Here is a 3,356-nt window from a genome sequence, read left to right on the forward strand (position 1 = left end):
TCGGGCTTCAGAATGCCGAAATAGAGCGCGGCCATGATCGCCGCCATGGAGGCCGAACTGGCCTGGTGGCCGCCGACCTTGACGCCATCCACATTGGGGCGGATGTGGTTGGCGTGGTGGATCGTCCAATTGGAGAGCCACAGCGCCTTGCGCGTCAGCGCCTCAATGGCCTCGATCCGGTCCATGCTTTCCCCTCCGTCAGCAATTGTCCGACATTAGGGCCAGCCGAAGGGTGGTTCTTGCCTTTTCTGCCTGCTAGCCTGCGGTTCGACGCAGGATTTGCGCAGAAGATGGGGAATAAATGGCAGAAACCTCCAATTTTGTCTTGAGCGCTATCGATCGCAAGATCCTGCGGGCGTTGCAGGGGGATGGGCGGATGACCGTCCAGGCGCTGGCGGAGGGGGTGGGGCTGTCGCCATCACCTTGTTTGCGCAGGATACGCCAGTTGGAGGCGGCGGGGATAATTTCGGGCTATTCGGCCAATGTGGATCAGAAGGCCGTCGGGCTGCCGGTTTCGGTGTTCATTTCGATCAAGCTGGAGCGGCAGCGGGCGCGGGAGCTCGACGCCTTCGGGGCGGCGATCAGCCGGTGGCCGGAGGTGATGGAGTGCTATCTGATGACCGGGCAGTTCGACTTCCTGCTGCGCGTGGTCTGCGCCGATCTCGAGGCCTATGAACACTTCCTGCGCGAGAAGCTGACGCAGGTGGAGGGGGTGGCCTCGATCGAGAGCAGCTTTTCGCTGGGGCAGGTGAAGCACTCGCGGGTGCTGCCGCTTTAGCGTGGTCACCTTGCCGGACGGAAAACCGCGCCGCACTTTTCCTGGCAAGGCTCCGATTACCAGCCCGCGCCGTCGAAATCGGGCGGGGTGACGTTGACGAGGCCTCGGCCGACAATCCAGCTACGGTCGACCCAGCCCTGGCCGGGAATGCGGCACCATTGCCTGGCATTGGCGCCCCACAGCGCATAGCCGGCATCGCCCAGCGTGCCGCGGCGGGAATCGCTGTCGAGCTGGGTGCATTCATCGATCGGGATTTCGGTGCCATCGGCGACGCGGCCGACAATGGCGTAGTGGGCGCCCGGGCCGCTATGGATGGCGATATTGCCGCCCGAGACGCGGGCCGTGACGGTCAGCGCCATGGCGGGGGCGGCGGACAGCAGGCTCGCGAATAGGGCGACGAATATGGCGGCGCGCATGGTGGCTCCCTAGGCAAGGCTATGGGTGAAATGCACCGGGTTGGTGGCCGTTGCAAGGCGATGAACGAGATTTGCGCTGGATCACCGGGCATGACTCGACGTCGCCCGGCCCTCAGGCGTCGCGATTACACGGTATGAAGCGGCTTTCGCCCCGACGGCTTGCGCCGCCTGCTTGGTAGTCTGAAGAGGCGAAAGCCGCTTCACACGAACGGGATTTTGGGCAGGTTCGAGCCAGGTACGCCGTATCGCAGGCGCAGCTGTCGGGTTTCCCCTGCCTGGACCAGGCGACCCCGATCCACCCATCTCCCCGCCCGATGCCTCGTCAGCACCGCGTGTTGCGGCGGGAATGGCAACAGAATGCCATGGCTCACGCGAGCGGGGATAAGTTTTTCTGGGGACCGTCAACGCGGCAGCCTCTCGGCGTTCAGCGGCGGATCGATCTCGGGGTGGCGCTCCTCGAACAGCAGTGCGGCGATCAACAGCTCGTCGAGCACGACGGTGAGATCGAGCATGCTCAGCGGCGCATTGGCGGGCAGGAGCGGAATGCGGCCGATATCGGCTTCGCGGCTGAACACGGCATTGGCCGCGGCGATGACACGGTTGCAGCGAGCGACGGTGGCGCCGTCAACCGGGCCGGCGGCCTTGCCGCGCGTGACCTTGAGCAGGGCAGAAAGCGGCTTGGCGAGACGGCGATAGGCATGAAGCGTGCGCGGGGCGAGCGGGGTGGACATGGCAGTCTCCAAGACTGGAACCCGGCAAGAATAACCCGGCATCGGCAAGCGTGGATAAGTGGCGGCGCGGCGCGCGCTCGTTTTGCAATTAGGACCTATTTGCAAAACGAGAGGCGGGGTGTGCTGGTTGGGAGGAGGGGGAGGGGAGGCAGGAGGGGAGAGGCGGAGGAGAAGGAGGCAGGAGGCAGGAGGCAGGAGGGGAGAGGCGGAGGAGAAGGAGGAGCGCGGGGCGGGAGGCTGGCGAGGCGGGAGGCTGGCGAGGCGGGAGGCTGGCGAGGCGGGTCAGGCCGGGAGTCCAGCGGCGGGAGGCTGGTCAAGCGAGAAAGATGCAATTAGGACCTATTTGCAAAGCGGAAGGCGGGGGAGGCAGGGGGAGCGGGGGCAAGAGGCGGGAGGCGGGAGGCGGAGGGAGTAGGAGGGAGGAGGAGGGAGGAGGTGGCGCGGGCTGGGGCGGGGAGGAGAGGCCGGGGAGGTAGGGGCGGGGCAGGAGGGAGAGGCACGGGGCGGGCGTCTTCACCTCTCCCTTTGGGGGAGAGGCCCGCGGGCGGCGGGGGAGGGGCGGCAGGAGGGGGACGCTCCGCGAGAGCGGCCCGACCTCTCCCCCGTAGGGAGAGGTGAAGGGGCTATTGCCTTATGGTCAGCGTGTTGGTGTCGCGGATGATCTCCAGTTCATAGGGCTTGCTCAGGCGGTAGCGGCCGTATTCCGGCCGAATTCGGCAAATTTGAACCCCGCTTCGGCCATCTGGCTGGCCTCGGCGAGGGTCAGCGGCAGCTCCCTTGTGGTGCGGTTGGCGAGTTCGGTGGTGAAGGTGCGCATGGTGATCTCGCGACAGGTTGTGTTCTCTATTTGTTCTAGAATGGGTCGGGCCGGGAGTCCAGAGCGGGGCGTCAGATGTGATCGGTATGGTTCAGGCCATGTGGACCTGTTTGCCAACTGAAGTTGCCGGGCTGGGGGGACGCGCTATGCTCGGGGGCAGGCAGGAGGCGGGGGCATGGAGAGGGTTGAGCTGCGCAACAGTCGCGGCCCGGCATGGGTGCTGATCGTGACGGTGAAGCTGGGGGCGGCGCTGTTGCTGGGCGGGGTGACGGTGATCGCGCTGGGGCGCGGCGTGGGGCTCGACCGGGCCTGGCCGGCCGGGCTGGGGGCGCTGCTGGTGCTGGCCTTTGGCCTGTTCGACCTCAGCCAGATGCTGGATCGAAAGGTGCAGCTGACGCTGACGCCGGAGGGACTGCTCGACCACCGGATGCAGCCCCCCCTGCTGCTGCCCTGGTCGGCGGTCAGCGCCATGTTCCAGGACAGCGCCGATGGGCATACGGTTTCGGTGACGGTGCAGGGCCTCGATACCGCGCGCTATCGCGGCCCGGGCACGGCGCGCGCGCCGTTTTCCAGCGCCACCATCAATATCCAGCTCGACCATGTCGAGGTCTCGC

General features: G+C 66.4%; 6 protein-coding genes. 2 read left to right on the plus strand and 4 right to left on the minus strand.

Annotated elements, in window-relative coordinates:
- Window positions 1–185, minus strand: a 185-nt coding sequence (locus V6M52_RS19890) for a hypothetical protein (RefSeq protein ID WP_332702808.1), incomplete at its 3' end; no start/stop codon positions are given.
- Window positions 186–301: 116 nt separating this feature from the next.
- Here V6M52_RS19890 and V6M52_RS19895 point away from each other — a divergent pair.
- Window positions 302–778 (plus strand): Lrp/AsnC family transcriptional regulator, encoded by a 477-nt coding sequence (locus tag V6M52_RS19895; protein ID WP_332702811.1) that lies wholly within the window; start codon window positions 302–304, stop codon window positions 776–778.
- A gap of 56 nt (window positions 779–834) precedes the next feature.
- Here the strand turns inward: V6M52_RS19895 and V6M52_RS19900 are convergent, their stop codons facing one another.
- The 3 genes from V6M52_RS19900 to V6M52_RS19910 form a co-directional block, all read right to left on the minus strand.
- Window positions 835–1,194, minus strand: coding sequence for an SH3 domain-containing protein (locus tag V6M52_RS19900; RefSeq protein ID WP_332702814.1), 360 nt, complete (start codon window positions 1,192–1,194; stop codon window positions 835–837).
- Between the two features lie 401 nt (window positions 1,195–1,595).
- Window positions 1,596–1,925 carry a hypothetical protein gene (locus tag V6M52_RS19905; protein WP_332702817.1) on the minus strand — a complete coding sequence of 110 codons (330 nt, stop codon included), beginning with the start codon at window positions 1,923–1,925 and terminating at the stop codon, window positions 1,596–1,598.
- A gap of 682 nt (window positions 1,926–2,607) precedes the next feature.
- On the minus strand, window positions 2,608–2,742 hold the full coding sequence (locus tag V6M52_RS19910; protein WP_332702820.1) for a hypothetical protein: 135 nt from the start codon (window positions 2,740–2,742) through the stop codon (window positions 2,608–2,610).
- 175 nt (window positions 2,743–2,917) lie between these two features.
- Between V6M52_RS19910 and V6M52_RS19915 the strand changes: the two genes are divergently transcribed.
- Window positions 2,918–3,356, plus strand: a 439-nt coding sequence (locus V6M52_RS19915; RefSeq protein WP_332702823.1) for a hypothetical protein, incomplete at its 3' end; no start/stop codon positions are given.

It is taken from the genome of Devosia sp. (assembly GCF_036676215.1).
Taxonomy (GTDB): domain Bacteria; phylum Pseudomonadota; class Alphaproteobacteria; order Rhizobiales; family Devosiaceae; genus Devosia.

Bases quoted from the DNA above. Each gene is read 5' to 3' on its own strand.
- V6M52_RS19895 (WP_332702811.1), top strand. From the start codon at position 302: ATGGCAGAAACCTCCAATTTTGTCTTGAGCGCTATCGATCGCAAGATC.
- V6M52_RS19900 (WP_332702814.1), bottom strand. From the start codon at position 1,194: ATGCGCGCCGCCATATTCGTCGCCCTATTCGCGAGCCTGCTGTCCGCC.
- V6M52_RS19905 (WP_332702817.1), bottom strand. From the start codon at position 1,925: ATGTCCACCCCGCTCGCCCCGCGCACGCTTCATGCCTATCGCCGTCTC.
- V6M52_RS19910 (WP_332702820.1), bottom strand. From the start codon at position 2,742: ATGCGCACCTTCACCACCGAACTCGCCAACCGCACCACAAGGGAGCTG.